This is a genomic window from Phenylobacterium sp., assembly GCF_035569475.1.
GTDB lineage: Bacteria > Pseudomonadota > Alphaproteobacteria > Caulobacterales > Caulobacteraceae > Phenylobacterium.
In genome coordinates this window covers 36,714-61,206 of the sequence record NZ_DATMNA010000075.1, presented here as the reverse complement: position 1 = coordinate 61,206, position 24,493 = coordinate 36,714, and the positions used below count along the sequence as shown (strand labels likewise).

Below are 24,493 nucleotides of genomic sequence, written 5' to 3'. Positions count from 1 at the left end.
TGCGACCGTCATCTCACCGGAGCGCCGAGGGAATGAGCTACGCCGAGCCGATCGCCACCGCATCGAACGATGCGGGCGCCGCGGCTGCGGCCGGGCGTAGGCCGCTGGCCTGGGACGCGGAACTGGCCGCCTCGCCGGACCGGTTCTTCAACCGCGAGCTCTCCTGGCTGGCCTTCAACCGCCGGGTGCTGGCCGAGAGCAAGAACCCGCGCCATCCCCTGCTGGAGCAGCTTCGCTTCCTGGCGATCAGCGCCAACAACCTCGACGAATTCTACATGGTCCGCGTCGCCGGCCTGCGCGCCCAGGTGCGCGAGGGCGTGCGCGCGCAGAGCCAGGACGGCCTGACCCCCGCCGAACAGCTCGAGCGGGTCAACGCCGAGGCTGCAGACCTGATGGCCGAGCAGCAGGTCCGCTGGCGCCAGCTCTGCGAGGAGCTGGCCGACGAGCGCCTTCGCCTGGTGCAGGCCGGCGACGTCACCAACGCCGAGCTCGACGCCCTGGAAGAACCCTTCGTCTCGCAGATCTTCCCGGTGCTGACGCCCCTGGCCATCGACCCGGCGCACCCCTTCCCGTTCATCCCGAACCTGGCCTTTTCCCTGGTCCTGAAGCTGCGCCGGATGGCCGACAACCGGGCGCTCTACGCCCTGGTGCCGATCCCCGCCCAGGTGGCGCGGTTCTGGGAGCTGCACGGCCAACACCGCGGCCGCCGCCGCAGCGAGCGCCGCTTCGTGTCGCTGGAGGCGCTGGTCAGCCTGTTCCTCGACCACCTGTTCCCCGGCTGCGAGGTCCAGGCGCAGGGCGTCTTCCGCCTGATCCGCGACTCGGACGTGGAAATCGAGGAAGAGGCCGAAGACCTGGTGCGCGAGTTCGAGCTGGCGCTGAAGCAGCGGCGCCTCGGCAGCGTGGTCCGTGTCGAGATCGACGCTTCCATGCCCGAGGAGTTGCAGGCCTTCATCACCACCAGCCTGCACGCCGAGCCGCAGGACATCATCCTGATCGACGGCCTGCTGGGCCTGGACGAGCTCACCCAGTTGATCCCGGCCGACCACCCGGAACTGAAGTTCAAGCCCTTCGAGCCGCGCTTCCCCGAACGCATCCGCGACCACGGCGGCGACTGCTTCGCGGCCATCCGCGAAAAGGACATACTGGTCCACCACCCGTTCGAGAGCTTCGACGTCGTGGTGCAGTTCCTGCGGCAGGCCGCGCGCGACCCCAACGTGCTCGCCATCAAGCAGACGCTCTACCGCACCAGCCACGACAGCCCGATCGTCGCGGCCCTGATCGAGGCGGCGGAGGCCGGCAAGAACGTCACCGCGGTCGTGGAGATCAAGGCCCGCTTCGACGAGGCGGCGAACCTGAAGTGGGCGCGCGACCTGGAGCGGGCGGGCGTGCACATCGTCTTCGGCTTCGTGGAGTACAAGACCCACGCCAAGCTCTCCACCGTCGTGCGGCGCGAGGGCGACGTGCTGCGCACCTACTGCCACTTCGGCACCGGCAACTACCACCCGATCACCGCGCGCTTCTATACGGACCTGTCGCTGTTCACGACCGACCCGGCGCTGGGCCGCGACAGCGCGCGCCTGTTCAACTTCGTCACCGGCTACGCCCAGCCCGAGGGCCTGGAGAAGCTCTCCTTCTCGCCGATCACCATGAAGCGCGACCTGCTGGCGCTGATCGCGCGGGAGGCCACCCACGCGCTGGAGGGCCGTCCGGCCGGCATCTGGGCCAAGATGAACTCCCTGGTCGACCCGGAGATCATCGACGCCCTCTACGCCGCCAGCCAGGCCGGCGTGGACATCGACCTGGTGATCCGCGGCATCTGCTGCCTGCGCCCCGGCATCCGGGGCCTGTCCGAAAATATCCGCGTGAAGTCCATCGTCGGCCGCTTCCTGGAGCACGGCCGTATCGTCGCCTTCGCCAACGGCGCGCCCCTGCCCTCGTCGGAGGCCCGGGTCTACATTTCGTCGGCCGACTGGATGCCGCGCAACCTCGACCGCCGCGTCGAGGCCCTGACGCCCATCGAGAACCCCACCGTCCATCAGCAGGTGCTGCAGCAGATCATGCTGGCCAACCTGAAGGACGAGGCCCAGAGCTGGTTCCTGGACAATACCGGCCACTACAGCCGCGATCCGTCCTGGGACCATCCGAGCGCCTTTTCCGCGCACGAGTATTTCATGACCAACCCCAGCCTTTCGGGTAGAGGGCAGAAGGTGAAGGACATGCCGCGCGCGATCGATCATGTGGCCTCGCGGGGATAGCAGGCCAGAGTCCCGGCAGGCCGCCGTCATCGACGTCGGTTCGAACTCGGTCCGCCTGGTGATCTACCGGCTGGACGGGCGCGCCATCTGGACCGTCTACAACGAGAAAGCCCTTGCCGGCCTCGGCCGCGACCTGCCGTCCACCGGGCGGCTGTCGCCCGACGGCGTCGAGGTGGCCCTGATCGCCATCCGCCGCTTCCGCGCCCTGCTGGACGGTTGGCGCGCCGAGGACGTCACCGCCGCCGCCACCGCCGCCGTGCGCGAGGCCGCCGACGGCCCGGCGTTCCTCAAGCGGGTGCGCGAGGAGACCGGCCTCAGCGTGCGGGTGCTCACCGGCGACGAGGAGGCCCGTTACGCGGCGCTGGGCGTGCTGGCCGGCCAACCGGACGCACAAGGGGTCGTGGGCGACCTCGGCGGCTCCAGCCTGGAGCTGACCCGCCTGGGCGCCGCAGGCCCGGAGGCCGGCGCGACCCTGCCGCTCGGCCCTTTCGCGCTCGGAGCGCCCCGACCGCTGGACGGCGATCGCACGCGCAAGCTCATCGAAACCGCGCTGGCCCCGCATGCGAGCCGCTTCGCCACCCGCCATTTCCACGCTGTCGGCGGCGCCTGGCGCAACCTGGCGCTCTTCCAGATGGAGCTGGCCGACTATCCCCTGCACGTCGCCCACCAGTACGAGATGAGCCGCGCCGATGCGCTCAGCGTGTCGGGACTGGTGTCACGCCAGTCGCGCGCCTCGTTGGAGCGCATGCAGGGCCTATCCAAGAAGCGGATCGAGACCCTGCCCTATTCCGCCGTCGTGCTGGAGGCGCTGATCGAGAGCCTGGGCGTCGAGCGGATCACGGTCTCCGCCTACGGGGTGCGCGAAGGCCTGCTGCTCGAGGCCATGGCGCCGGAAGTGCGCGGCCGCGACCCGCTGATCGAAGGCTGCGAGGCGCTGACCGCGGCGCGCGGCGTGCCGTCCGAGCTGGGCGGCGCCCTGGAGGCCTGGCTGTCGCCGGCCTTCGAAAAGCTGACCCCGGTGTTCGGCGAGCGGGACGCGGTGCTGCTGGCCGCCGCCAGCCGCCTGGCCGACCTCGGCGCGCGGCTGCACCCCGACCACCGCGCCGACCTCGCCTTCGAGCAGGTCCTGCGCGCCCCGATCGCGGGCATGAACCATCCCGAGCGGGCCTTCCTGGCGAGCGTCGCCTTCTCCCGCTACACCTCGGCCACCACGCCGCCCGAGGCTGAGGCGGTCTCGCGGGTGATCGGCGCCGAGCGCCGCCAGCGGGCCCGGGCGCTCGGCGCGGCGGTGCGGCTCGGCTGCGACCTCTCCGGGCGCAACCCGCGCCTGCTGGAGAAGTCCAGCCTGGCCATCCAGGGCGACCGCCTGACCCTGACCGCCGCCCTCGGCTGGGGCGACATGCTGCTGGGCGAACAGACCGCCAAGCGCGCCCAGACCCTGGCCTCGGCGCTGAAACTGAAACTCGAGCTCGGATAAGCCCATGCAGATCCTGATGACCAAGGCCGCCTTCGGGCGCGTTCGCGAGCGGCTGAGCCAAGTCGCGCCCGACGCCCAGGTGGTCGCCGCCGTCGCCGCCGACGCCTACGAACGGGACGGCGCGCCCATCGCGGTCGAGGACATCGATCCCGAGGTCGTCTGGCTCAGCCTCGACAGCTACGCCTCGGGAACGCTGGGCCCGCTGTTCGGCCGGCTGATGAAGACCGCCGCCCCGCGCTGGACCCAGATCATGGCCGCCGGCATCGACAACCCGATGTTCCGCTCGATCATGGAAAAGGGCGTGCGCATCTCCAAGTCGAGCGCCCAGGCCACGCCCATCGCCGAATATGTCGTCGCCCATGCGCTCAGCCTGCAGGTGCCGATCCGGCAGGCCGCGGCGCTGCAGGCCCGGCGCGAGTGGAAGACGACGCCCTATCGCGAGGTCGCCAGGACCCGCTGGCTGATGGCCGGCTTCGGCAACATCGGCCACGAGATCGCCAAGCGCATCAAGCCGTTCGGCGTTCATCTGACGGTGGTCCGCCGCAACCCCGCCGCCGAGGGCGACCTGGCCGACCGGGTGATCACGCTCAAGGACGTCCAGGCCGAACTGCCCCGGGCCGACGTCGTGGTCCTGGCCTGCGCCCTCAACGACGAGACCCGCGGCATGTGCGACGACGCCTTCTTCCGCGCCATGAAGCCGGGCGCCGTGCTGATCAACATCGGCCGCGGCGGACTGGTGGACGAAGAGGCTTTGAGGGCGGGGTTGGATCGCGACCAGCCCGGCCACGCCGTGCTCGACGTCTTCCAGGCCGAGCCGCTGCCCGCCGAAAGCTGGTTCTGGGATCACCCGAAGGTGCGGGTCACCGCCCACTCCTCCAACTCCGGCGACGGCAACCTCGGCCGTGGCGACGAGCTGTTCCTCGAGAACCTGCGCCGCTACCTGGCCAAGGAGCCGCTGCTCAACGAGGCCAATCCGAGCGAGGTCGGGCTCTGAGAGCCCGCCGCGCCTGACAGGAAAGACGCGCATAGCAAGAGGGCGGCGTCTCGGTTTCCCGAAACACCGCCCTCTGAACCAGATCCGTTGGGGGATCTGAGCCTTCGAGGTGGAGGGACCCTTAAGCTGCACTGGGTCGCCCCAGCTCGACTTGAAGACCGCCTCGGTGTTCCCGAGGATCGAGAGCTTCGGGTCGCCCCTGACTTCCTACCCCCCGGGAGCCTCCTGCCCGCTTCCGGTCCGGTCGCCCGGTCCGCCGCGCCGCAGTCCCTCTCGGCAAGTGGAGAGTTGCGCAGGTGCGGGCCGGCCGCAATGGGCCGGCCGGACGAGGCTGTGAGCGGAGTCCCGCCAACCCGGTGGACGGCCTGTGGAGAAGACTGTCACACGATCCCAAACGCCAGCGAAATCAACGGCGCTGGGCTTATCCTCAGGAACCGGCCGGGGGCGCGGAATTCAGCCCGCGCTGGCGGCCTTCGGCGCGCGGCGGACCTCGACGACCCGCACGCGGGCGCCGTCCAGCACCAGGGCCAGTTCGCCGCGCTTCAGCTTGAGCGCGTCCTCGCCGAACGCCTCGCGCCGCCAGCCCTTGAGCGCCGAGGTCTCGGCCTCGTCGTCATTGGCGATCTGCTCCAGGTCGGAAACCGTGGCGATCAGCTTGGAGGCCACGCCGGCCTCCTCGGCGCGCGCCTTCAGCAGCACCTTCAGCAGCTCGACGACCGCGCCGGCGGCCGGCGACGGCGAGGCGCGATGCCGCTCGACCACCGGGGCGTAGGCCTCCGGGTCCCGCAGCGCCTCGCGCACGGCGGCCAGCAGGTCCGGCCCGAACCGCGAACCCGAGAAGCCCTTCGGCACCGAGCGCAGGCGGTCGAGCTGGTCGGCGTCGGTGGGCGCCTGGGTGGCGACCTCGTCGATCGCCTCGTCCTTGAGGATGCGCCCGCGCGGCTGGTCGCGGCTCTGGGCCGTGCGCTCGCGCCAGGCGGCGACCGCCTTGTAGACGGCCATATATTTGGCCGTGTGCTTGCGCGGGCGCAGGCGCTTCCAGGCGTTCTCCGGCTCCACGTCATAGACCGCCGGGTCGGTGAGGTTGGCCATCTCGTCGGTGACCCAGGCCATACGGCCGTCCTTCTCCAGCCGCTCGCGCAGGATCGGGTAGAGGCTGGCCAGGTGGGTCACGTCGGCGAGCGCATAGGTGAGCTGGTTGTCCGACAGCGGCCGGCGCGCCCAGTCGGTGAAGCGCGAGGACTTGTCGAGCTCGATCTTCAGCATCTGGCGGACCAGGGCGTCATAGGCGATCTGCTCGCCGAAGCCCGCGGCCATGCCCGCCACCTGGGTGTCGAACAGTGGGACCGGCATGGCGTTCAGGTTGTTGAAGATCTCCACGTCCTGGCGCGCGGCGTGGAACACCTTGAGAATCGCCCGGTCGCGAAGGATCTCCAGGAACGGCTCGAGGTCCATGTCCTCGGACAAGGGGTCGATGCAGGCCTCGACGCCATTGGCGCCGGCCGCCTGGATGAGGCACAGCTTCGGCCAGTAGGTGGTCTCGCGCATGAACTCGGTGTCCACCGCGACGAACGGCTGGCCCTTGAGCTTGTCGCAAAACACCGCCAGTTCCGCGGTGGTCGTAATCGGAGTCATCGACTAGCTATAGCCCCGCGAGGCGGCGAGTCTGCAAGCCCGCGTTGCGCAAGTCGCTGATTTCTGTTCAAGGCGTGTCATGTCCGAGCGGCCCAACGGCCTCACCTATGCGCAGGCCGGTGTCGATATCGACGCCGGGAACGCGCTTGTCGAGCGTATCAAGCCCCTGGCCAAGTCCACGCGGCGGGCGGGCGCGGAGGCGTCGCTGGGCGGGTTCGGGGCGCTCTTCGACCTGAAGGCCGCGGGCTATGACGACCCGCTCCTGGTCACCACCACCGACGGGGTGGGCACCAAGCTCAAGGTCGCCATCGAGACCGGCATCCACGACACGGTCGGCATCGACCTCGTGGGCATGTGCGTCAACGACCTGCTGGCCCAGGGCGCCGAGCCGCTGATGTTCCTCGACTACTACGCGACCGGGAAGCTGGACGTCGACGCGGCGGCGGCGGTCGTCGCCGGCATCGCCGAGGGCTGCCGCCAGGCCAATTGCGCCCTGGTGGGCGGCGAAACGGCCGAGATGCCGGGCATGTACGCCGAGGGCGACTACGACATGGCGGGCTTCTGCGTCGGCGCCGTCGACCGCGACAAGGTGCTGCCGCGCCTGGACGCCCAAAAGCCCGGCGACATCCTGATCGGCCTGGGCTCATCGGGCCCGCACTCCAACGGCTATTCCCTCGTCCGCCGCATCGTCGAGCGGTCGGGCCTGGCCTGGGACGCGCCCGCCCCGTTCGAGGACGGCAAGACCCTGGCGCAGGCCCTGCTGGCGCCCACCCGCATCTACGTGAAGACCGTCCTGCCTCACCTGAAGAAGGGCCGCGTCGAGGGCCTGGCGCATATCACCGGCGGTGGCCTGATCGAGAACCCGCCGCGGGCCATCGCCGAGGGCCTGGTCGCCCGCTTCGACTGGAACGCCTGGGTCCCGCCGCCGGTGTTCGGCTGGCTGCAGGAGGTGGGCGGGGTTTCCGACCTGGAGTTGCGCCGCACCTTCAACTGCGGCGTCGGCCTGATGCTGATCGTCGACCCCCACGACCTGCCCGACGTGCTGGAGGGCCTGGTCCGCGATGGCGAGGACGCCTTCGTGATCGGCGAACTGGCCCGGGCTTAGGCCGTGGCTTCCTAAGTCGGAACGCACCGGGCCATCGCCTGGTGGGTCCTGGAGCGCCCGACAAGCGGACGCGGGCGATATGGTGCTGGGTTGGTGATGAGTGTCCGTCGCATGTCCCAGTCGGCCGCTTGCCCCCTCACCCCCGCTCTTCGGCGGGCGGTCCCCCTCCCGCCGCTACGCGCGGGAGGCAGAACACGGCGAGAACATATGGGTTGCGGCTGGCCGCGCCGGCGACGCGTGGCGCAATCAGCGCCAGATCACTTTCCGTCTTTGGCGGCTGCGTCTTGGAGCCGGGCGCCGCGAAGGATGCCTGCCATCGCGTAGTTCCCCTCATGGCAGGCGTATTCGTAGATCTGCCCCTTGGCAGGCTTGAAGGAATACTCGCCCGACCAGGCTTGCGTATAGTGCACCGGATCCTCGACCTTGAACTGATAGAGCAGTTCGTTCTTGGCGATCCGCGTGAACCGTTCCGTCACCGTGCCTTGCGATGAAACGGGCGTCACGGTCCGCCCCTCCTGGACGGGGTTCACGTTCTTTGTCTCGGTGACCAGCGTGTCGCCTTCCCACCAGGCCACCGTATCGCCCAGCCAGGGCCTGATCACGGCCGGCTGGTGAGACACGCGAGCCTTTTCAGCGGAGCTAAATATCGGGGCGACCCGGACATCGTGGTTCATTTCCAGGTCGATCACGAAATAGCCGGGCGTGACGAAGAAGCTGTAGTTGTTGTTGTACAGCGCGTTGAGCATGATCGGCCCGCCGGCGTCGCTCTGCGCGATCAGGCAACGCTCGCGGAGCGGGAGATCCTCCGGATCCGTGTAGGCGCCTTTGCCAGAGCGATACTCGACCCCGTCGCGGATGGTGAGGGCGAGGCTCTTCTGCCGATCTCGGAAGGGCATCTTCCCATCGGCGGGACTGGTGATGAATGAAGACCGCGCTTCGCCACGAACGCGCATCAGCCCGTCGCCGGAATCGATCCAGAACGAATTGTATCCGGCCGTGCTGTTCTCATCGTGGAAGGCGCCCTCGCTGAGATCCGAGTTGCCGTTCGCCGCTTCGCGCCGCGCGATCGTCGCCTTCGCCACCGCGTCCGCCCGTTCCTTCGGGACGACAAGCTGAGAATAGGTTGCAGGTCGCTCAAGCTGGGTGACGGTCGCGTTCGTCCAGACCCCGTCGAAATTGCGCGCCAATGCGGCGGGTGCGGCGGCCTGCGGCTGTGACGCTTGGCCCTGGGGTTGGGCGAAGGCCGGGCCGGCGAGGAGCACGGCCAGCATTACGGCCGCAGATATCGTGCCTGTCTTCATCACCTCGTCCTCCTCGGCCTTCGCTCTCTGTCAGCAATCTGCGGAGCCTGAGGCGAAGTTACTCTCCGCCAAGCCGCGATGGATAGCCACGGCATGAGATTTGGCCGGCTCGGGGATCGCCCCGGTCATTCGCCTGGTTCCATCAGCTGGAGCGGCCCGATGCGTCCCGCGCCCGATGCACCTCTACCCCAACCGCAGCACCACGATGATCGCGGCGAACAGGACGTAGAAGGCGGCCATGGCGGTGAGGAACACGCGGCTGATGAAGCCGAGGCGGAAGGCCGCGAACATCGCCGTTACGGCCAGGACCGTCACCGCGGCGGCCACCAGCAGCGAACGGTCCAGGATCCAGGGCGTGAAGAACAGGCCGAAGGCCGTCGGCACGGTCGCCTGGATCATCATCGCGCCGGAGATATTGGCCAGCGCCAGCCGGTGCTTGCCCTGCCGCACCCAGATGACCGCGTTCAGCGTCTCCGGCAGCTCGGTGGCGATAGGGCTGAGCAGCAGGGCCAGGAGCTGCGGCTTGACGCCGAGGACGGGACCCAGGGCGCCCAGTTGCAGCACGAAGAGCCGGCTGGCGGCGAAGATCACGCCCAGCGCCAGCAGCGTCTGCAGCACCGCCATCGAGGTCTTGGGCTCGGCGGCGCGCGGCGTCAGCTTCAGAGGTTCGAGCTCGACAGCCTCGACGTCGGCGTCGCCGCGCATCTCCTTCCAGAAATAGGCGGCGTAGGCCGCCAGGAAGAGGACGCCCAGCCAGGGCTTCAGGGCCAAGGCCACGAGCCCCAGTGCGATCTTGGCGGCGAAGATCGCCAGGAACCAACCCTGGTCGCGGCTGAGGTTCCGGAAGTCGCCGCGGATCGCCGCGGTCTTCGGAAGCCGCATGCGGCAGCAGATCAGCACCAGGCCCACGGTGGCGTAGGCGATGGTCGACAGCACCAGGGGCCCGCCCAGGGCCGCGCCGATCCCGATCTGCTTCTCGGCGGCGGTCGCGCCGAACACCACGGCCACGAAGGTGACGACGCTTTCCGGCAGGGCGGTGCCGAAGGCCGCCAGGATCGAACCGGTCGCCTGCTCGCCCACGGCGAACCGGTGGCCCACCCACTCGACCCCGTTCACGAAGAACTCGCAGGCAAGATAGATCACCGCCGCCGAACCGAGCAGGAGGATGACCGGCAAAATCAAAGGGTTCATCAAAACTTTTCAAGGGGCGGGCGCACGAGCCAAGGGATCGGCGACCTCGCCCACCCCAGGTGCGAACGCCGAACCCATTGGTCTCGCCAAGTCGGACTGACCGCTGCGCCACAGCCCTCGCCCAAGACTGGGTTCGGGCCAATTGTGTTGACGCGAGCGCCTCTGCTACGCGAGGCCGGCTACTCCCCAAAGAGTGCTCGGGTCTTACGGAGGCCCCACGCCGCGGTCAACGCGGGACCTTCGATTTCGCGAAAATCGTGGGGTTCTTGACCTGCGATTAGTCAAGCTTGGCGCAAAAGACGCCCATGTCTCTGGTCGTCCGAACCCCCTTGACCCCGCGCCCGCGCGCCATCGGCGCGGCGGAGTTCGCCTCGATGATCCGCGGGCACGAACGGTTCATCTCGCTGCAGGTCGGCGTCGGGCGCGAGATTCCGCGCTATGTGGTCGCCCAGGGGATGCGCTGCGAGCGCCGCCGCCTGATGGACATCGACTTCACCGGCTCCGACCTCAGCGGCGGCAGCTTCGCCGGATCCGACCTGACGCGGGCCGTCTTCTACTGCGCGACCCTGCTCCGCTGCGACTTCCGCAACGCGATCCTGCGCTGGGCGGACCTGCGCGGCGTGAGCCTGGCCGGCGCTCAGCTCGGCGGCGCGGTCCTGGACGAGGCCGATTTGCGCGCGGCCGTGCTGGTCGCCGGCGACGGGGCGCACGGCATAGGCGCGATCGGCGAAACCGCAGGCCTGCGCGGCTCGAGCCTCGACCGCGCCCAGATGGACGACCTGGTCGCCCTGGGCGTGGATTTCACCAACTGCTCGTTGCGCGGCGCGAAGCTGCGCAACGCGAACCTGCGCGACGCCAACCTCACCGACGCCAACCTCGCGGGCGCGGACCTGCACGGCGCGCGCCTGGAAGGCGCAACGCTGCGGAGCGCCATCCTCACCGGCGTGGACATCTCCGGCCTGAACCTGCCGCCGGACAGGCTGGAGGGCTGCGTCCTCGATGCGACGCCATCGGCCTTCGGCGCCGCCGCGGAGATCCGCGAGATCCTCGACGCCGCAGAGCTGTGGATCGAGACCGCAGGCGCCCGCGGCGCGCGCGGCCACCTGGACGGCCTGGACATCCGCGTCGTGGCGGGCGCCTTCAGCGGTCGCATCCTGGGCGGGCTTTCGGCGCCCGGGGTGAACGGGGTCTCCGTCGATTTCTCCCGCAGCCAGCTTCAGGGCGCCGTCTTCGACGGCGCGGACCTGCGGCACGCCAACTTCAAGGGCGCCGACCTGCGCGGCGCGTCCTTCGTCGGCGCGAAGCTGGCGCACGCCCAGTTGCAGGGCGCCGACACCGGACCGCTGGAGCTGCCCGGCGGGCGGATGCTGCCTACGCGGTTCGAGGACGCCAGCCTCGACGGGACCGGCATCGCGCCACTGACCTTGACCGAGACGGTCCCTCCGCCGCGCGTCAGCGCAGACCGGCGTTGATCGCGTCCAAGGCCTTGGAGCCGGGAACCAGTTGCGCGCCATCCAGCGCGTTCAGCGGGGTGTCCACCGTCTCCAGGGCGTCGTGCAGGTCGCCGGCCTCCGGGTCGATGTAGAGCAGGCCGGTGACCACCTGGCCCCTCGCCTGCCGGGCCTGCAGGTAGCCCAGGGCCTGGGCGCGGTTGTTCGGGTTGTAGAGCTCGGCCAGCTTGTGCAGCGAGAGCACGCTGCCGTCGTGCTGGGCCACCTTCACCGTCGTTCCGGGGGCGTAGTCGACCTTGATCTCCGCCCGGGCGGGAATCATGTCCAGCCGGTTCACCGCCTCGTTGTGCTCGCGCACATAGTCGAAGCTCTTGGTGGACCCGGCGTGGTTGTTGAACTGCACGCACGGCGAAATGCAGTCGATGAAGGCCGCGCCCTTGTGCGCCAGCCCGGCCTTGATCAGCGGCACGAGCTGGTCCTTGTCCCCGGAGAACGAGCGCCCGACGAAGGTGGCGCCGAGTTGCAGGGCCAGGCCCACCAGGTCGATGCCGGCGTCGTGGTTGACCACGCCGCGCTTGGACTTCGAGCCCTTGTCGGAGGTAGCCGAGAACTGGCCCTTGGTCAGGCCGTAGACCCCGTTGTTCTCGACGATGTAGAGCATGTTCACCCCGCGCCGGATGGCGTGGGCGAACTGGCCGAGCCCGATCGAGGCTGAATCGCCGTCGCCCGAGACCCCGAGATAGATCAGGTCCTTGTTGGCCAGGTTGGCGCCGGTCAGCACCGAAGGCATGCGGCCGTGCACGGTGTTGAAGCCGTGGCTCGCGCCCATGAAGTAGTCCGGCGTCTTCGACGAGCAGCCGATGCCGCTCAGCTTGGCGATACGGTGCGGCTCCATGCTGAGCTCGAAACAGGCGCGGATGATCGCCGCGCTGATCGAATCGTGGCCGCAGCCGGCGCACAGCGTGGAGACCGAGCCCTCATAGTCGCGGCGGGTGAAGCCCAGGGCGTTCTCCGCCAGTTTCGGGTGATGTAGCTGGGGCTTGAGGATGTAGGTCATTCGGCCGCCTCGATCTGGCCCAGGGCCAGCACGCCGCCGATCTGGCCGGCGATGAACCGCGCGGTGATCGGCGTCCCGTCGTAGTGCAGCACCGGCGCGAGCTTGGCCGGGTCGATCTCGCCCTCGTTCATCAGCAGGGTCCTGAGCTGGCCGTCGCGGTTCTGCTCGACCACGAACACCCGCTCGTGGGCGGCGACGAAATCATAGACCTCGTCGCTGAACGGGAAGCCGCGGACGCGAAGCGCGTCGAGGTGGCGGCCCTGCCCTTCCAGCGCGTCCAGGGCCTCGTGCATGGAGGGCGTCGATGAGCCGAAGTAGATCACCCCGTCGGTGGTCTTGCGCTTGGCGGGGCGCTCCACGGGGGCCGGGATCAGGGCCTTGGCGCTCTCGAACTTGCGCAGCAGGCGCTGCATGTTGTCGACGTAGACCGGGCCCTCCTCGGAATAGCGCGCATAGGGATTGCGCGAGGTGCCGCGGGTGAAATAGCCGCCCTTCGATGGGTGCACGCCGGGATAGGTGCGGTAGGGGATGCCGTCGCCGTCGACGTCCTTGTAGCGGCCGAAATCGGCGCCCGCCTCCAGCATCTCGGCGGTCATCACCTTGCCGCGATCGAGGCGCCTGGCGTCGTCCCAGGCGAAGGGCGCCGTCAGCCACTCGTTCATGCCGATATCGAGGTCGAGCATGACGAAGACCGTGGTCTGCAGCCGGTCGGCCAGGTCGAAGGCCAGGGCCCCCATCTCGAAGCACTCGCCCGGGTCGGCGGGCAGCAGCATCGGATGCTTGGTGTCGCCGTGGCTGGCGTAGGCCGCGCCGATCAGGTCGGCCTGCTGGGTGCGCGTGGGCATGCCGGTGGAAGGCCCCCCGCGCTGGACGTCGAAGATCACCGCCGGGATCTCGGCGAAATAGGAAAGCCCGATGAACTCGGTCATCAGCGAAATGCCGGGTCCCGAGGTGCAGGTGAACGCCCTGGCCCCGTTCCAGCCCGCGCCCACCACGATGCCGATCGAGGCGATCTCGTCCTCGGCCTGGACGATGGCGTAGCGCGCCTTGCCGTCCGGGTCGGTGCGCAGGTCCTCGCAATAGCCGGTGAAGGCCTCCGCCAGCGACGTCGACGGCGTGATCGGATACCAGGCGCAGACGGTGGCCCCGCCATAGACCGCGCCCAGGGCCGAGGCCGCATTGCCCTCGACGAAGATCCGGTCGCCCACCTTGTCGGCCCTGCGCACCTGCAGGCGGATCGGCTCCAGGTGTTCCTTCACATAGGCGACGCCCATGTGCAGGGCCTCGACATTGGCGTCGATCAGCTTCTGGCGGCCGGCGAACTGCTCGGCCAGCAGTTGCTCGATCACCGCCGGGTCGATGCCCAGCAGCGCGGCCAGGGCGCCGACGTAGACGATGTTCTTGAAGAGCTGCCGCTCCCGGGGCAGCTCGTAGCGGTCGTTGCACATGGCCGTCAGCGGCACGCCGATCACGGTCACATCGTCGCGGAACTTGCCGGGCGGCAGGGGTTTGGTGGAGTCGTAGAACAGGAAGCCGCCAGCCTCGATCTCGGCCAGGTCCTTGTCCCAGGTCTGCGGGTTCATGGCGACCATCAGGTCGACGCCCCCGCGGCGGCCCAGGCGCCCGGCTTCGGTCACCCGCACCTCGAACCAGGTGGGCAGGCCCTGGATGTTCGAGGGGAAGATATTGCGCGCCGCCACCGGCACGCCCATCCGCAGGATCGACTTGGCGAACATGCCGTTGGCGCTGGCCGAGCCGGAGCCGTTCACATTGGCGAACTTGACGACGAAGTCGTTGACCGCCGCCGCCCCGGGCTTCGCCGCGCCTGCGGTCACCGCGCCAGTTTTCACCGGGATTGGCATGCCGCCCCCGCGTGGGTCATCTCCAGGGTGAAGCGCTGCATGTCCCAGGCCCCGGTCGGACAGCGTTCGGCGCAGAGCCCGCAGTGCAGGCAGACGTCCTCGTCCTTGACCATCACCCGGCCGGTCTTGAGCGCGCCGGAGACATAGAGGTCCTGGGTCAGGTTCAACGCCGGCGCCTTCAGCCGCAGGCGCAGATCCGCCTCGTCGGTCTCCCGGGTGAAGGTGATGCAGTCGACGGGGCAGATGTCCTCGCAGGCGTCGCACTCGATGCACAGGTTGTCGGCGAAGACGGTCTGGACGTCGCAGTTCAGGCAGCGCTCGGCCTCGCGGTAGCCGGTCTCGCGGTCGAACCCGAGCTCGACCTCCATCTTCACGTTCTTCAGCGCCACGGCCTTCTCGCGCAGCGGCACGCGGTAGCGGCGGTCGTTGGCGATGTCGTTGTCGTAGCTCCACTCGTGGATGCCCATCTTCTGGCTGACCAGCGAGAACTCCGGCGGCGGCCGGTCGGCCACGTCCTGCCCGTGGCAGAACCTGTCGATGGAGATCGCCGCGTCGTGGCCGTGGGCGACGGCCCAGATGATGTTTTTCGGCCCGAAGGCCGCGTCGCCGCCGAAGAAGACGTTGGGGATGCCGCCGCGCAGGGTGATCGGGTCGACCTTGGGCACGTTCCACTCGTCGAACTCCAGGCCCAGGTCGCGCTCGATCCAGGGGAAGGCGTTCTCCTGGCCCACCGCCACCAGCACGTCGTCGCACTCGTAGTGCTCGTCCGGCGCGCCGGAGGGGACCAGGCGGCGGCGACCCCGGTCGTCGTACTGCGCCTCCACCACCTCGAAGGTGACGCCGGTCAGCTTCCCATTGTCGTGGGTGAACGCCTTGGGGACCCGGAAATTGATGATCGGGATGTCCTCGTGGACGGCGTCTTCCTTCTCCCAGGGGCTGGCCTTCATCTCCTCGTAGCCGGAGCGGACGATCACCTTCACGTCCTCGCCGCCCAGGCGGCGCGAGGTTCGGCAGCAGTCCATGGCGGTGTTGCCGCCGCCCAGCACGATCACCCGGCGGCCGATCTTCTCGATGTGGCCGAACGAGACCGAGGACAGCCAGTCGATGCCGATGTGGATGTTGGCGCGGGCCTCTTCCCGCCCAGGAATGTCGAGGTCGCGGCCGCGCGGGGCGCCGGAGCCGATGAAGACCGCGTCATAGCCTTGCCCCAGCAGGGCCTTCAGGCTGTCGATCCGTTCGCCGAGCCTGAGCGTCATGCCGAGGCCGGTGATGTAGCCCACCTCCTCGTCGATCACCTCCTCAGGCAGGCGGAAGCGCGGGATCTGGCTGCGGATCATGCCGCCCGCCTTGGCGTCGCCGTCGAAGATGGTGATCTCGTAGCCGAGGGGCGCCAGGTCGCGGGCCACCGTAAGGGAGGCGGGGCCGGCCCCCACCATGGCCACCCGCTTGCCGTTGGTCGTCGACGCCGGCGCGGGCATGCGGGCGGAGACGTCGTCCTTGTTGTCGGCCGCGACCCTCTTCAGCCGGCAGATGGCGACCGGCTCCTCCTCGACGCGTCCTCGCCGGCAGGCGGGTTCACAGGGGCGGTCGCAGGTCCGCCCCAGGATCCCGGGGAAGACGTTGGACTGCCAGTTGACCATGTAGGCGTCGGAATAGCGCCCATCGGCGATCAGGCGGATGTATTCCGGCACCGGGGTGTGGGCGGGACAGGCGAACTGGCAATCGACAACTTTGTGGAAGTAGTCGGGAGTCCACGCACTGGTACGTTGCAAAGCCTCGTTCCCTTCCCGCGACGCTCTACTCTCGCGGCGGCAAGTCGGACCCAAGGGCGTCAGGCGCGAGGCTTGGGAGGGGCTTAGGCCGTCACAACGCGGCGTTCTTTGATCAGGTTAGGCCCCGTTCGCCGGTCAAGCCAAGCCCATTCCGGAGGGTTGATCGGCGATTTCACGCCCGCCGCGGGCCAAAGCGGCGAAATTCCTGCCCTTCGCGGCGGCTTTCGCGGCCTCAAGCGAACGTGAGCGGGCGCCCAGCTTTTCTGGCGGGCGGCGGCGGATCCTAATGATAAATTAATTCGGCGAACCCCGCGGCCGGCCGGGGTTGGGAGAAGCCTCATGACCACGCCTCACGACGTCGTCCCCACTCACGAGTCGGCGGCCTTCACGCCCGAACCGCGCGAGGACGACCTGGCGGCCCTGACCCTCTTCCAGGAAATCAACGAACGCCGCGCCCGCGTCGAGAACACCGAACTGCTGCAGCACCTGCGCGGGCTCTGAGGCCCGGCGCGCCGCTGTCCTCCCGGTGTCGCGAAGCGAAGACCGGGACCCATAGACTCTAGTTTCTGAACCTGGATCGCGGCGTTGCGGCCGCGCGCCCACTATCGCCCATCGCGCGTATGGGTCCCGGATAGCCGCTGACGCGGCTTCCGGGATGACACTTGAAGGCCCTAGTACCCCTCGGGCAGGTCGTCGTCCTTCATCAACTCGTCCTTGGAGACCTTGGTGTCCTTCACCTTGGCCTTCTCGACGATCAGATCGACCACCTTGTCCTCGAACAGGGGCGCGCGAAGCTGCGCCTGGGCGTTGGCGTTCTGGCGGAACAGATCGAACACCTGCTGGGCCTGCGGGCCATACTTCATGGCCTCGGCGCGCATGGCCTCGCCCAGCTCCTGCTCGGTGACCTGGACGTTGTTGGCGCGGCCGATCTCGGCGAGGATCAGGCCCAGGCGCACGCGGCGCTCGGCGATCTTGCGGTATTCCTCGCGCAGCTTCTTGTCGGACTTCTTGGCGTCCTCCGGCGGCAGGTCGCCGGCTTCCTTGTCCTGCTCCACCTGCTGCCAGATGGCGGCGAACTCGGCCTCGACCATCTTCGGCGGCAGCGGGAAGTCGTGCTTGGTGTCGAGCTGGTCCAGGAGGGCGCGCTTCAGCTTGAAGCGGCTGGCGCCGGCGTATTCCTTCTCCAGGTTGCCCTTCAGGAGTTCGCGCAGCTTCTCCAGGTTCTCGATGCCCAGGCGCTCGGCGAAGGCGTCGTCGGCGGGCGCGTCAACCGGGGCCTTCACGCCCTTCACCTTGACCTCGAAGACGGCCTCTTTGCCCTTCAGGTTCTCGGCCTGGTAGGTCTCGGGGAAGGTCACCTTCACCTCGACGTCGTCGCCGGGCTTGGCGCCGACCAGTTGCTCCTCGAAGCCCGGGATGAACTGGCCCGAACCCAGCACCAGTTCGGCGTCTTCGGCCGCGCCGCCGTCGAAGGCCACGCCGTCCAGCTTGCCGAGGAAGTCGATGACGACCATGTCGCCGTCCTTGGCCTTCACGGTCTTGCCGGTCTTGGCCTCGTAGGTGCGGTTCTGCTTGGCGAGCTCGGCCACCGCATCGTCGACCTCCTTGGCCGTGGGCTCGTAGACCGGGCGTTTCAGCGACAGCGTGGTCACGTCTACCGGCTCGAAGTCGGGCATCACGTCGACCGCGATCTCATAGGCCAGGTCGGCCTTGCCCTCGATCACCGCCTCCATGTCGCCTTCCGGCTTCAGGTCCGGGTCGCCGGCGGGGCGCAGCTTGTTCTCGTCGAGGACCTTCTGGGTGGTCTCGTTGAGGGTCTTTTCCACCACCTCGCTCATCAGCGCCTTGCCGTAGAGGCGGCGCACGTGGGCGGTCGGCACCTTGCCGGGGCGGAAGCCCTTGATGTTGAGCGTCGGGGTGATCTCGGCGATGCGCGCGTCGAGGGCGGCGTTCAGGTCGGACACCGGGACGGTGACCCCGAACACTCGGCTCAGGCCTTCACCAGATTTTTCAACGATCTGCATCGACATTCTCGAACTTCCAGCCACCGCGCTCAGGAGCGCCGAACAGCCGCCATAGGGATGAAAACGAACGCCGGGGGCCCCGGCGGAGGGCGGCGGTTATGTCACGCCGGTCCTTCTTCGCCAAGGCTTCGAAGGACATCGCCCTTCACACCGCCTTGAGAACCCGTCCCGCGCAGCGCGGCGCCGGGCAGGATGGTGCGGCTAGAGGGACTCGAACCCCCACGGTTGCCCGACGGTACCTAAAACCGTTGCGTCTACCAATTCCGCCATAGCCGCATCGCCTCGCCCTTAGCCGGGATGGCGCTAAGCGCCAAGCGCCGATCCCGCGGCGGCCGACAGGTGACAGGCGGCCGCGACGCAGGCAGAAGGCGGCCATGGCGAACGGCGTCCTCTTCGTACACAACAATTTCCCAGGCCAGTTCCGCAGCCTTGCCAAGACCCTCGTGGCGCGCGGCGTGACCTGCGCGGCGATCGGCTCGTCCTCCTCCGCGGGCGTCGAGGGGGTGCGGATCGGCCGCTACGCCCTGGACCGGGGCACGACGCCGGACATCTTCCCCTATGCGATTCGCGCCGAGGCCGACCTGATCCGGGGCAGCAACGCCCTGCGCGTCGCGCGGCTGTTCAAGAACGAGGGTTTCGAGCCGCAGGTGATCGTCGGCCACCCCGGCTGGGGCGAGATGATCTTCCTCGACGAGGTCTGGCCGGACGCCAGGCAGGTGATGTTCTCAGAGTTCTTCTACAAGGCGCACGGCCTCGACGTGGGCTTCGATCCGGAGTTCCACGCGCCCACGGAGGCGGCCATGCTGACGGCCCACGCCAAGAACGCGATCCTGGCGCTGTCCTTGACCGGCGCCGATGCGATCGTCGCGCCCACCGAGTTCCAGGCCTCTGCCCTGCCGCCGGTGTTCCAGCCGCTGGTGCGGGTGATCCATGAGGGCGTCGACGTGGACGCGATCCAGCCCGGCCCCGCGGCGCCGTTCGCCCTGCCCGACGGCCGCACGATCGCCCCTGGGACGCCGGTAATCACCTACGCCAACAACTACATGGAGCCGATGCGCGGCCTGCACATCTTCGCCCGCGCCCTGCCCCGGCTCATGGACCAGGTCCCCGACGCCCAGGTGCTGATCTTCGGCAAGGAGGGCGCGCGGCCCTATGGCGGCTCGGCCCCCGACGGCGGCGCGTGGCAGGACCTGATCTTCCGCGACCTGCCGCTGGACGCCTCGCGGCTGCACTTCATGGGCAAGGCCCCGCACGCCCAATTGCTGGCCGCGTTCCGGCTGTCGACGGCGCACGTCTACTACACCTACCCCTTCGTGCTCTCCTGGTCCCTGGTCGAGGCGATGGCCAGCGGCTGCTACGTGATCGGGTCCGACACCGCGCCGCTGCATGACGCCATCAAGGACGGGGTCAACGGCCGCCTGCTGCCGTTCTTCGACCCGCACACCCTGTCCCAGGCGCTGATCGAGGCCTGCCGCTATCCGCAGGGGTTCAACTATCTGCGCACCGCGGCCCGCGCGACGGCGGTGGCCAAGTTCTCCAGCCGCGCCGGCGGCGAGGCCTGGCTCGGCCTGTTGCGCGAACTGGGCGTGGCGATCCCGGACGCCGACCTGGCGCCGGCGGCGGAAACCTAGCCGCAGCGGACCTGGCGGATCACGCCGGTGTCGGCGTCGAACAGGAAGTTGAGCCGGCCCGGATCGGCGTCCTCGGCGGCCGGGCAGGTGGTGCAGGCCACCCGCTGGCGGCTCGGGTCGACCGGCACCGGAATCATGCTGCGGGGCCGGCCCACCAGCCCCTGCATCTGCGAGGCGCCGCAGGCGTCGCGGCCCACGGTCGCGCCAAGCGTCCGAGCCGGCGGAACCGGCGTCGCCAAAGTCGGCGCGGGCGCGGGCTGCGCCGCCGCCGGGGCGGGCGCGGGCCCTGGCGCGGGGGCCGTCCTGGCTATGGGATAGCTGGGCGCGTCGGCACAGGCGGCGAGCAGGACCGCGAGGCCCAATCCCGCCCAGGCCTTCACGCCTGCCGCTCCCAGCCGCGTGCCTGCTGCTTCCAGTAGGAGACCGCGACGCCGGTCGCCTTGACCGCGCTCCATTGGGCGCGGGCCACGGCGAGCTGCGCCTCGTCGCCGCCGTCGAACAGCACCACGCAGCGGGCGTAGCCGCCCAGGTCGCCGGGCTCGGCCCCGTCCACCAGGAACAGGGCGTCGGCCGCGTTGGGATTGTCGAACCCGGTTGTCAGCAGGATCGGCTGCCGCGGCGCCTGCGGCTCGTCGTCCGGTCCGTGCGGCAGGAAGCTCTCGTCGCGATAGCTCCACAGCGCGGCGTCGAGGTGCTGCATGCGCCCGGCCTCGCGCACGCGCACCACCGCCTTCCAGCCCCGCTGCAGGGTCTTCTCCAGGAGTTCCGGCAGGGCCTGCTCCAGGCCCGTCCGCTCCAGATGGTAGAACCAGACCTCTGTCGCCGGCGCGTCAGCCACCTCAGCCCTCGTACTTCTCCGCCACCATGCGGTTCAGCAGGCGCACGCCGTAGCCGGTGGCGCCCTCCGGGCTGGTGGGGATGGTGGACGGCTTCTTCCAGGCGGTCCCGGCGATATCGAGGTGCGCCCACGGCACGCCATTGGTGAAGCGCTGGATGAACATGGCCGCGGTGATCGAGCCGCCGGGCCGCCCGCCGGTGTTCTTCACGTCGGCGATCATCGAGTCGATGTTCTTGTCGTATTGCGCGGGCAGCGGCATGCGCCACAGGGGCTCGCCCTCGGTGTTGGAGGCCGCGATCAGGTTCGCCGCCAGCTCTTCGTTGTTCGAATAGCAGCCGGCCAGGTCGTTCCCGAGCGCGACGATGATCGCCCCGGTCAGGGTCGCCAGGTCGACCATGAACTTCGGCTTGAAGCGGTCCTGGCAGTACCAGATGGCGTCGGCCAGGACGAGGCGGCCCTCGGCGTCGGTGTTGATGATCTCGATCGTCTGGCCGGACATCGAGGTGACAACGTCGCCCGGCCGCTGGGCGTTGCCGTCGGGCATGTTCTCGACCAGGCCCAGGATGCCGATGGCGTTGACCTTCGCCTTGCGGCCGGCCAGCACATGCATCAGGCCCGCGACGGCGCCCGCGCCGCCCATGTCCCACTTCATGTCCTCCATGCCCTCGGGCGGCTTCAGCGAGATGCCGCCGGTGTCGAAGCAGACGCCCTTGCCGACGAAGGCGATGGGCTGGGCGGTTTTGTCCGCCGCGCCGTACCACTTCATGATGGCGAGCTGGCTGTCGCGCACCGAGCCCTGGCCCACGCCCAGCAGCGAGCCCATGCCGAGCTTCATCATCTCGGCCTCGCCCAGCACCTCGACCTCAAGGCCAAGGCTCTCCAGCGCCTTCACGCGCGCGGCGAACTCGGCGGGATAGAGGACGTTCGGCGGCTCGGACACCAGGTCGCGGGTGAAGGCCACGGCGTCGGCCAGGGCGGCGAGCGGGGTGAAGGCGGCCAGGGCCGCGGTTCCGTCGGACGCCGCCACCTCAGCCTTGACCACCGACGGCTTCTTCTCGGCCGGCTCCTTGGTGCGGTACTTGTCGAAGCGGTAGCTGCCGAGGCGAACGCCCAGCGCCGCGCGGGCCGCGAGCTCCGCCGAGGCGTCGGGCAGCTCCAGGCGCAGCGTCGTCAGGCCCGAGGCCTTCACCGCCCCATAGGCCGTGGCCGCGGCATGTTCGACGCCGAGCGCGTCCGCCGCCTCGGCCTTGCCCAGCCCGACCAGAACCAGCCGCGCGGCCTCGACGCCGCTCGGGGCCAGCACGTCGAGGGTCTGGCCCTTCGCGCCGGTGAACCGGCTGGCGGCCGCGGCCTGGCCCAGGACGCCGTCGAGGGCCGCGCCCTCGTACACAAGCCGCGCCAGGGCGGTTTTCGGCGACAGGGCTGCGCCGGCGGCGACGAACTCGATATCCATTCAAGGTCTCTCAGGTGGGGTGTGGCGAAAAAGCTTTGCCGCGCTCCAACCGCCATGTGCGGGCCCTGCCCGGCGGTTGTATGGCGCGGCGACGCATGGTTTAGATCACCTCCGCGGCGGGGGCGCGGCTAAAAACTCCGAGTGAGCCCTATTTCTTACCGATGCGCCTGATCGACCGCTACCTGCTCCGGCAACTGCTCGGCCCGACCCTTCTCGCCACGGCGGCGCTGACGGGGGTGGCCCTGCTGAGCACGAGCCTTTCGACCCTCGACCTGATCGTCAACCAGCATCAAAGCGCGATGGTCTTCCTGAAGCTCACCCTGCTGGCCATGCCGCAGCTCACCAATCTGATCCTGCCGATCGCGATGTTCGTGGCCGCGCTGGTGGCGCTCAACCGGCTGCACACCGAGCAGGAGATCGTCGTCTGTTTCGCCGGCGGCATGAGCCGGTGGCGGGTGATTTCGCCGGCGATCCGCCTGGCGGCCACCGTCACCCTGCTGGCGCTGGTCATGAACCTCTGGGCGCAGCCCCTCGCCTACCGGGCGCTGCGCCAGGTGCTGTTCGACGTGCGCACGGACCTGGCCGCCACATTGGTGCGCGAGGGCGAGTTCACCGAGCCGGCCCCTGGGCTGACCGTCTACGCCCAGAGCGTCGACAACAAGGGCGACATGCACAACCTCTTCATCCACCAGGTGAAGGAGAACGGCGGGGCCACAACCTACATGGCCAACACCGGCCACATCGCCAGGCGCAAGGGCGCCCCGGTGCTGATGCTGGAGAACGGTTCGACCCAGGAATTCTCGGACCGCGGAGTGCTCAATTACCTGACGTTCAACGAATACCCGTTCGAGCTCAGCGAGCTCACCAACCAGGACGAGATGATCCACTACAAGCCGTCGGACCTCTATCTCCACGAGCTGTTCTTCCCCGACCTGCAGCAGGGCTGGGAGCAGCGCAACCGCAAGGCCCTGCTGGCCGAGGGCAACGCCCGGATCGCCACGCCGCTCTACAACATCGCCGCCATGGCGCTGGCCCTGTCGGCGATCATCGGCGGCGGGTTCTCCCGCCTGGGCTACGCGCGGCGCATCGCCATGATGGGCGGCGTCGCCATCCTGGTGCGGATCCTGGGCTTCGTCGCCCAGTCGGCCAGCGAGCGGGACGTGTGGATCAACGCCCTGCAGTACGCCATCCCCCTGAGCGCGACCGCCTTCGGCCTGCGCGCCATCTTCCGGCAGCGGGTGAGCCGCTTCATCGACATCCGCCGCCGGCCTGCGCGCATCGCGCCGGTCCCGGCGTGAGGCGCAGGCCATGAACCGCCTTGAGCGCTACGTGCTGGCGCGCACACTGGTCGGCGCCGCCGGGGCCCTGGTGGTGATCTGCGCCGTGATCCTGCTCGTGCAGTTCGTCGACCTGTCCCGCTCGGTCGGCGAGCGCGCCAACGTCAGCGCGGGCGATATCTTCGGCCTGACCCTGCTCAAGTCGCCCGCGGTGATCCAGATCCTGCTGCCGTTCGCCTTCCTGGGCGGCGGCATCAGCGCCTATGTCGGGCTGAACCGGCGCAGCGAGCTCGTGGCCATGCGCGCCGCCGGCATCTCGGCCTGGCGGTTCATCATGCCCTGGGCCATCGCCGCCTTCATGATCGGCGTCTTCGCGGTGATGGCGGTCAATCCGATGTCCGCCGCGCTCAACGCGCGCTACGAGGCCGACCGGGCCCGGATCATGGCCAACTACCTGGGCGACGTCCCCAAGGACATCTGGCTGCGCCAGGGCGACGAACGGACCCAGATGGTGATCCACGCCAAGTCCCGCGACACGGTGCAGGGCGAGGTGCGGCTGCGCGGCGTCTCGCTGTTCGTCTACCAGAAGAACCGGTTCGGCCAGCCCGAATTCAGCCGCCGCCTGGAAGCCGCCGAGGCGGTGCTGCGCCCCGGATTCTGGCAGCTCAAGGACGTGCGCGAAGCCACCGCCGGCGAAAGCTCGGTGCAGTCCGACAGCCTGTCGATTCGCTCGACCCTGGATTCCGAGGCCGCCGTCGAGCGCTTCGCCTCCCCCGACGCCATCGCCTTCTGGAAGCTGCCCGCGGCGATCAAGCAGACCGAGGATTCGGGCTTTTCGGCCTCCGGCTACCGTCTGCGCTTCCAGCAGCTCCTGTCGACCCCGCTGATGTTCGCCGCCATGGCGGTCCTGGCCGCGGCCTTTTCGCTCAGGCTGGTCAGGCTGGGCGGCCTCGCGGGCCTCGCCGGCGCCGGCGTGGCCCTGGGGTTCGTGGTGTTCTTCTTCAACCAACTCTCCGGCGCGCTGGGGCGCGCCGACATCATTCCGCTTTTCGCCGCGGCCTGGGCCCCCGCGGCCGTCGCGCTGCTGTCTGGCCTCACGCTGCTCTGCTACACGGAAGACGGTTGAATCCTCCGCCTGCCCGGCTATGCAGGCAGGTGAGGCGGGAC

The 24,493-nt window shown here is 69.2% G+C and carries 19 protein-coding genes and 1 tRNA gene; 9 read left to right on the top strand and 11 right to left on the bottom strand.

The window, feature by feature from the left end; all coding sequences use genetic code 11:
* The first annotated feature begins 32 nt into the window (after window positions 1–32).
* The 3 genes from VNW53_RS11145 to VNW53_RS11135 are packed head-to-tail and all read left to right on the top strand — an operon-like array spanning window position 33 to window position 4,729.
* Complete coding sequence (locus VNW53_RS11145) at window positions 33–2,258, top strand: RNA degradosome polyphosphate kinase (protein WP_325555715.1); 2,226 nt, start codon at window positions 33–35, stop codon at window positions 2,256–2,258.
* Entirely contained in the window at window positions 2,239–3,735 is a 1,497-nt protein-coding gene (locus tag VNW53_RS11140) for a Ppx/GppA phosphatase family protein (RefSeq protein ID WP_325555714.1), read from the top strand. Before VNW53_RS11145 ends, VNW53_RS11140 begins: the two co-directional genes overlap by 20 nt.
* Before the next feature lie 4 nt (window positions 3,736–3,739).
* Complete coding sequence (locus VNW53_RS11135) at window positions 3,740–4,729, top strand: NAD(P)-dependent oxidoreductase (protein ID WP_325555713.1); 990 nt, start codon at window positions 3,740–3,742, stop codon at window positions 4,727–4,729.
* A 453-nt stretch (window positions 4,730–5,182) separates the two neighbouring features.
* Here the strand turns inward: VNW53_RS11135 and rnd are convergent, their stop codons facing one another.
* Window positions 5,183–6,364 carry a ribonuclease D gene (gene rnd, locus VNW53_RS11130; protein ID WP_325555712.1) on the bottom strand — a complete coding sequence of 394 codons (1,182 nt, stop codon included), beginning with the start codon at window positions 6,362–6,364 and terminating at the stop codon, window positions 5,183–5,185.
* 79 nt (window positions 6,365–6,443) lie between these two features.
* Between rnd and purM the strand changes: the two genes are divergently transcribed.
* Window positions 6,444–7,469: a phosphoribosylformylglycinamidine cyclo-ligase gene (gene purM, locus VNW53_RS11125; RefSeq protein WP_325555711.1), complete on the top strand. Its 1,026-nt coding sequence runs from the start codon at window positions 6,444–6,446 to the stop codon at window positions 7,467–7,469.
* Window positions 7,470–7,726: 257 nt separating this feature from the next.
* On the opposite strand, the gene VNW53_RS11120 is transcribed toward purM, so the two are convergent.
* Both VNW53_RS11120 and VNW53_RS11115 read right to left on the bottom strand, forming a co-directional pair.
* On the bottom strand, window positions 7,727–8,770 hold the full coding sequence (locus VNW53_RS11120; RefSeq protein WP_325555710.1) for a hypothetical protein: 1,044 nt from the start codon (window positions 8,768–8,770) through the stop codon (window positions 7,727–7,729).
* A 183-nt stretch (window positions 8,771–8,953) separates the two neighbouring features.
* Window positions 8,954–9,961 (bottom strand): sodium:calcium antiporter, encoded by a 1,008-nt coding sequence (locus VNW53_RS11115; RefSeq protein WP_325555709.1) that lies wholly within the window; start codon window positions 9,959–9,961, stop codon window positions 8,954–8,956.
* Between the two features lie 305 nt (window positions 9,962–10,266).
* Here VNW53_RS11115 and VNW53_RS11110 point away from each other — a divergent pair, with 305 nt between their 5' ends.
* On the top strand, window positions 10,267–11,433 hold the full coding sequence (locus tag VNW53_RS11110; RefSeq protein ID WP_325555708.1) for a pentapeptide repeat-containing protein: 1,167 nt from the start codon (window positions 10,267–10,269) through the stop codon (window positions 11,431–11,433).
* Here the strand turns inward: VNW53_RS11110 and VNW53_RS11105 are convergent.
* Genes VNW53_RS11105 through VNW53_RS11095 form a run of 3 tightly spaced genes read right to left on the bottom strand, consistent with a single transcriptional unit; the run spans window position 11,414 to window position 16,103 of the window.
* A complete protein-coding gene (locus tag VNW53_RS11105) occupies window positions 11,414–12,469 on the bottom strand; it encodes a 2-oxoacid:ferredoxin oxidoreductase subunit beta (RefSeq protein WP_325555707.1) in 1,056 nt (351 codons plus the stop codon). The genes VNW53_RS11110 and VNW53_RS11105 overlap by 20 nt on opposite strands.
* Complete coding sequence (locus tag VNW53_RS11100) at window positions 12,466–14,319, bottom strand: 2-oxoacid:acceptor oxidoreductase subunit alpha (protein WP_325555706.1); 1,854 nt, start codon at window positions 14,317–14,319, stop codon at window positions 12,466–12,468. The genes VNW53_RS11105 and VNW53_RS11100 overlap by 4 nt, the downstream gene beginning before the upstream one ends.
* Window positions 14,316–16,103 (bottom strand): FAD-dependent oxidoreductase, encoded by a 1,788-nt coding sequence (locus VNW53_RS11095; RefSeq protein ID WP_325555705.1) that lies wholly within the window; start codon window positions 16,101–16,103, stop codon window positions 14,316–14,318. Before VNW53_RS11095 ends, VNW53_RS11100 begins: the two co-directional genes overlap by 4 nt.
* Window positions 16,104–16,442: 339 nt before the next feature.
* Here VNW53_RS11095 and VNW53_RS11090 point away from each other — a divergent pair, with 339 nt between their 5' ends.
* Entirely contained in the window at window positions 16,443–16,604 is a 162-nt protein-coding gene (locus VNW53_RS11090; RefSeq protein ID WP_325555704.1) for a hypothetical protein, read from the top strand.
* 170 nt (window positions 16,605–16,774) lie between these two features.
* Here VNW53_RS11090 and tig read toward each other — a convergent pair whose 3' ends face one another.
* The gene (gene tig, locus VNW53_RS11085) at window positions 16,775–18,127 is read right to left on the bottom strand and encodes a trigger factor (RefSeq protein WP_325555750.1); all 1,353 of its coding nucleotides are present in this window, start codon (window positions 18,125–18,127) and stop codon (window positions 16,775–16,777) included.
* A 193-nt stretch (window positions 18,128–18,320) separates the two neighbouring features.
* A tRNA-Leu gene (locus VNW53_RS11080) sits at window positions 18,321–18,403 on the bottom strand.
* 98 nt (window positions 18,404–18,501) lie between these two features.
* On the opposite strand from VNW53_RS11080, the gene VNW53_RS11075 reads away from it, so the two are divergent.
* Window positions 18,502–19,758: a glycosyltransferase gene (locus VNW53_RS11075; protein WP_325555703.1), complete on the top strand. Its 1,257-nt coding sequence runs from the start codon at window positions 18,502–18,504 to the stop codon at window positions 19,756–19,758.
* Here the strand turns inward: VNW53_RS11075 and VNW53_RS11070 are convergent.
* Genes VNW53_RS11070 through VNW53_RS11060 form a run of 3 tightly spaced genes read right to left on the bottom strand, consistent with a single transcriptional unit; the run spans window position 19,755 to window position 22,049 of the window.
* On the bottom strand, window positions 19,755–20,138 hold the full coding sequence (locus VNW53_RS11070; RefSeq protein WP_325555702.1) for a peptidase inhibitor I78: 384 nt from the start codon (window positions 20,136–20,138) through the stop codon (window positions 19,755–19,757). The genes VNW53_RS11075 and VNW53_RS11070 overlap by 4 nt on opposite strands.
* Window positions 20,135–20,596: a DNA polymerase III subunit chi gene (locus VNW53_RS11065; RefSeq protein WP_325555701.1), complete on the bottom strand. Its 462-nt coding sequence runs from the start codon at window positions 20,594–20,596 to the stop codon at window positions 20,135–20,137. Before VNW53_RS11065 ends, VNW53_RS11070 begins: the two co-directional genes overlap by 4 nt.
* A 1-nt stretch (window position 20,597) precedes the next feature.
* Entirely contained in the window at window positions 20,598–22,049 is a 1,452-nt protein-coding gene (locus tag VNW53_RS11060) for a leucyl aminopeptidase (RefSeq protein ID WP_325555700.1), read from the bottom strand.
* 161 nt (window positions 22,050–22,210) lie between these two features.
* Here VNW53_RS11060 and lptF point away from each other — a divergent pair, with 161 nt between their 5' ends.
* Together lptF and lptG are read left to right on the top strand one after the other, a co-directional pair.
* Window positions 22,211–23,347 carry an LPS export ABC transporter permease LptF gene (gene lptF, locus VNW53_RS11055; protein ID WP_325555699.1) on the top strand — a complete coding sequence of 379 codons (1,137 nt, stop codon included), beginning with the start codon at window positions 22,211–22,213 and terminating at the stop codon, window positions 23,345–23,347.
* Between the two features lie 10 nt (window positions 23,348–23,357).
* Window positions 23,358–24,452, top strand: a complete 1,095-nt coding sequence (gene lptG, locus VNW53_RS11050) for an LPS export ABC transporter permease LptG (RefSeq protein ID WP_325555698.1) — start codon at window positions 23,358–23,360, stop codon at window positions 24,450–24,452.
* Window positions 24,453–24,493: the final 41 nt, after the last annotated feature.